Consider the following 4,220-nt stretch of genomic DNA (forward strand, 5'->3'; position numbering starts at 1 on the left):
CTGGTGGCTCAAGCGCTGGTGGCTCAAGCGCTGGTGGCTCAAGCGCTGATGACTTGAGCGCTGGTGGTTTGAGCGGCCGTCGGTCTCCCGGCGGTTGGGCACAATGGTATCCGAGCAGTCAGGAGAGCTATGCGTCCCAGGCAGTGGCGCCGATCCACCCACCTGGTGGTGGGGGCGGCCGTGCTGGCGGTCGTCGCGTCCGCGGTGGCGACGGCGGCCGTGCTGGTGGCGGGCCACCACCGCACGAGCGCGGCGGACACGGTCCCACCGCCGCCGGCCGCCACGCCCAGCCCGGGCGTCGTGCCGGTCACCGACAGTGCCGTCGTGCCGACCGCGGCCGGGCTGGCAGCGGTGCTGGCGGGGCCGTTGGCCGATCCCGACCTGGGCCGGCTGACCGGCCGGGTCACCGACGCGCTGACGGCCGCGGAGCTGTGGCAGCAGCAGGACGACGTGCCGATGCAGCCGGCGTCCACCGACAAGACGCTCACCTCTGCCGCCGCGCTGCTGGCGTTGGACCCGTCGGCCCGGCTCACCACCCGGGTGGTCGCCGCCAACCAGCCGGGAGTGATCGTGCTGGTCGGCGGCGGCGATCCGATCCTGTCGGCGGCGCCGCCCGGCGAGCCGACGTGGTATCCCGGCGCTGCCCGCATCAGCGACCTGGCCGACCAGGTCCGGCGCAGCGGTGCCGCGGCGACGACGGTGCAGGTGGACACCTCGGCGTTCAGCGGCCCGACGACTGCCCCCGGCTGGGATCCGATGGACATCGAGGGCGGCGACGTCGCCCCGATCGAGTCGGTGATGCTCGACGCCGGGCGTGTCCAGCCGACGACCATCGAGTCCACCCGATCGTGGACGCCCGCACTGGACGCGGGGCGCGCGTTGGCCGCAGCGCTCGGCCTGGACCCGGATGCGGTCACCATCGCCGCCGGGCCGGCACCGCCCGGCGCGCGGCAGTTGGCCGCCGTTCAGTCGGCGCCGCTGAGCATCCGGCTGCACGAGATGATGGACGCCTCCGACAACGTGATGGCCGAATGCATCGGCCGCGAGGTCGCGGCGGCCATGCAGCGGCCGCGCAGCTTCGCCGGCGCCGTCGAGGCGGTGACCAGCCGGCTAGACCTTGCGCACATCGACACCAGGCATGCCACGCTGATGGATTCCAGCGGGCTGTCCGTCGACGACCGGTTGACCGCGAAGATCCTCGACGGCGTGGTCCAGGCCGCGGCGGGGCCGGGCCAGCCGGCGTTGCGGCCGCTGCTGGACCTGCTGCCGATCGCCGGCGGCAGCGGCACCCTGTCCGAGCGTTTCCAGGGCAGCGCCGCCGTCGGCGGTCCGGCCGGCTGGTTGCGGGCCAAAACCGGCTCGCTGACCGCCACGAACGCTCTGGCCGGTGTGGTCACCGACCGCAGCGGCCGGGTGCTGACCTTCGCGTTGATCTCCAACGACGCCGGCCCGACCGGCCGAACCGCGATCGACGCCGTCGCGACCGCCCTATGGTCGTGTGGATGCGCACAGTGACCTCGTCCGCGGAGTTGACGGTCGGCCGGGCCGTCGACTGGACGTTCGCCGCCACGGTCGGGCAGTGGCTGGCCCGGCCCGGCCCGCCCGCCACCGACTACACCCGTAGACAGGTGATCGACGAGCTGGCCGCCGCGGCCGGTGCGGCGGAGCCGCCGGTGCGCGACGTGACCGGCATGCAGACCGGCGGCGCGGCGCCCGACGCCCGGGTCGTCGACCGGCCGGCCTGGATCCGGGCGGCGGCCGAGTCGATGCGGGTGATGACGGGCGGCACCGACCGGCCGCAAGGTGTCGTCACCGGGCGGGTCACCGGCGCGCAGACGGGTGCCGTCCTGGCGTTCGTCTCGTCGGGCATCCTCGGCCAGTACGACCCGTTCACCGACGGCGGCTGTCTGCTGCTGGTGTACCCCAACGTCCTCGCGGTCGAGCGCCAGTTGCGGGTCGAGCCGGCCGATTTCCGGTTGTGGGTGTGCCTGCACGAGGTCACCCACCGGGTGCAGTTCACCGCCAACCCGTGGCTGTCGGGGTACATGTCGCAGGCGCTGGCGGCACTGACCCGGGAGAGCGGTGACGACGTGGCCGCGGTGCTGGACCGGCTCGCGGCGTTCGTTCGCGGGCGCGGCCCGCGGCCCGGGCACGGCCCCGATGTCGCCCCGTCGGGTGTGCTGGGGCTGCTGCGCGCGGTGCAGTCCGAGCCGCAGCGTGAAGCACTGGATCAACTGCTGGTGCTGGGCACTCTGCTCGAAGGCCACGCCGATCACGTGATGGACGCGGTCGGCCCGATGGTGGTGCCGTCGGTGGCGACCATCCGCCGCCGTTTCGACGACCGCCGGCACCGCAAGCAGCCGCCGCTGTACCGGCTGCTGCGCGCGTTACTGGGTATCGACGTCAAGATCAGCCAGTACACCCGCGGCAAAGCGTTCGTCGACCACGTGGTGGGCCGGGTCGGGATGGGGCGGTTCAACGCGGTGTGGTCGGGGCCCGAGACGCTGCCGTTGCCCACCGAGATCGAAGACCCCGGGCGATGGATCGACCGGGTGCTCTAGGCCGGCTGCATGCGGCCGTCGCAGCGTTTAGCGCGGAGCACCTGGCGAGCGCCGCGCACTGGTGTGTCGCGCTGTCCGGCGGGCCGGACTCGCTGGCGCTGACCGCCGCCGCGGCGCCGATGCGGCCCACCACCGCGCTGATCGTGGACCATGGCCTGCAGGCCGCATCGGCGGAAGTCGCAGCCACTGCCCGGGACCAGGCGTTGTCACTGGGATGCGTCGACGCACTGGTGCTGCGCGCGCAGGTTGGCGGCCCATCTGGTTTCAAAGGCGGCCCGGAGGCGGCGGCGCGTACCGCCCGCTACGGCGCTCTGGGCCGTGCCCGCGGCGAACGCCCGGTGCTGTTGGCACACACGCTCGACGACCAGGCCGAAACCGTGCTGCTGGGGCTGGGCCGCGGCTCGGGCGCCCGCTCGATCGCCGGGATGCGGCCCTACGACCCGCCGTGGTGCCGGCCGCTGCTGGGCGTGCGGCGCAGCGCGACGCACGCCGCCTGCGCCGAACTCGGGTTGACCCCCTGGCAGGACCCGCACAACAGCGACCGCCGCTTCACCCGGGTGCGGCTGCGCCGCGAGGTGCTGCCGTTGCTGGAGGACGTGCTGGGCGGCGGCGTGGCCGAGGCGTTGGCCCGCACCGCGGCGGCGATGCGCGAAGACATCGAGCTGATCGACGTGCTGATTGCGCAGGCGCTGGCCGAGGCGGCGAGCGATGACGGGCTGGACACCCGGGCGCTCGGCGCGCTGCCCGGCCCGGTTCGCCGCGGCGCTGTCCGCAGCTGGCTGCTGGCTGGTGGCGCAATCAGGTTGACAGACAAGCAGATTCGCGGGGTGGACGCGCTGGTCGTCGCCTGGCGGGGCCAGGGCGGGGTGGCCGTCGGCTCCACCTTGGCCGGTCGGCGGCTGGTGGCGTGCCGCCGCGCCGGTGTGCTGACGCTGCGTTCCGAGCCCATCGCACCGCGTCCCGCCGTTGGTTGATTGCCACCCGGCGTGGCACGCTGTGGTCGTGACAGCGGACTCGCCGGAGCTGTACCCGGGCGATATCAAATCGGTGCTGCTGACCGAGGAGCAGATTCAGGCGCGAGTCGCCGAACTCGGTGCGCAGATCGGGGCCGACTACCACAAGCTGACGGCCGGCGGGCAGGACCTGCTGCTGATCGCCGTGCTCAAGGGTGCGGTCATGTTTGTCACCGATCTGGCCCATGCCACCCCGCTGCCGACCCAGTTCGAGTTCATGGCCGTCGCGTCCTACGGGTCGTCGACGTCGTCGTCGGGAGTGGTGCGCATCCTGAAGGACCTCGACCGCGACATCAACGACCGGGATGTGCTGATCGTCGAGGACGTCGTCGACTCCGGGCTGACGCTGTCGTGGTTGCGCCGCAACCTGGCCACCCGTCGGCCGCGTTCGCTGCGGGTGTGCACGCTGCTGCGCAAGCCGGACGCGATGCGAGCCAACGTCGACATCGCCTATGTGGGGTTCGAGATACCCAACGAGTTCGTGGTGGGTTACGGCTTGGATTACCAAGAGCGCTACCGCGACCTGCCCTATATCGGAACGCTGGACCCCCGCGTCTACCAGGACTAGCGGCGATCGCAAACCCGGCGGAGCCGGGTGCGGCGGGTCGCCGCGGGGACCTCTCAGGCGATCGCAAACCCGGCGGAG

4 protein-coding genes are annotated in these 4,220 nt (G+C 72.8%); all 4 read left to right on the top strand.

The features are described 5' to 3' along the window. The first annotated feature begins 129 nt into the window (after window positions 1–129). From dacB to hpt, 4 genes are read left to right on the top strand one after another with little or no spacing between them, the layout of a single operon-like run. On the top strand, window positions 130–1,515 hold the full coding sequence (gene dacB, locus ABDW21_RS07515) for a D-alanyl-D-alanine carboxypeptidase/D-alanyl-D-alanine-endopeptidase (protein WP_343600873.1): 1,386 nt from the start codon (window positions 130–132) through the stop codon (window positions 1,513–1,515). Continuing rightward, window positions 1,512–2,561, top strand: a complete 1,050-nt coding sequence (locus ABDW21_RS07520) for a zinc-dependent metalloprotease (protein ID WP_343600877.1) — start codon at window positions 1,512–1,514, stop codon at window positions 2,559–2,561. Before dacB ends, ABDW21_RS07520 begins: the two co-directional genes overlap by 4 nt. After that, window positions 2,540–3,535: a tRNA lysidine(34) synthetase TilS gene (gene tilS, locus ABDW21_RS07525; protein WP_343600874.1), complete on the top strand. Its 996-nt coding sequence runs from the start codon at window positions 2,540–2,542 to the stop codon at window positions 3,533–3,535. Before ABDW21_RS07520 ends, tilS begins: the two co-directional genes overlap by 22 nt. Next, entirely contained in the window at window positions 3,528–4,142 is a 615-nt protein-coding gene (hpt, locus tag ABDW21_RS07530) for a hypoxanthine phosphoribosyltransferase (RefSeq protein WP_343600875.1), read from the top strand. Before tilS ends, hpt begins: the two co-directional genes overlap by 8 nt. Window positions 4,143–4,220: the final 78 nt, after the last annotated feature.

The sequence above is a fragment of the Mycobacterium sp. genome (genome assembly GCF_039583805.1).
GTDB lineage: Bacteria > Actinomycetota > Actinomycetes > Mycobacteriales > Mycobacteriaceae > Mycobacterium.

Excerpts from the sequence above, each read along its gene's own strand:
- tilS (WP_343600874.1), top strand. The coding sequence starts at position 2,540 with ATGGATCGACCGGGTGCTCTAGGCCGGCTGCATGCGGCCGTCGCAGCG.
- dacB (WP_343600873.1), top strand. The coding sequence starts at position 130 with ATGCGTCCCAGGCAGTGGCGCCGATCCACCCACCTGGTGGTGGGGGCG.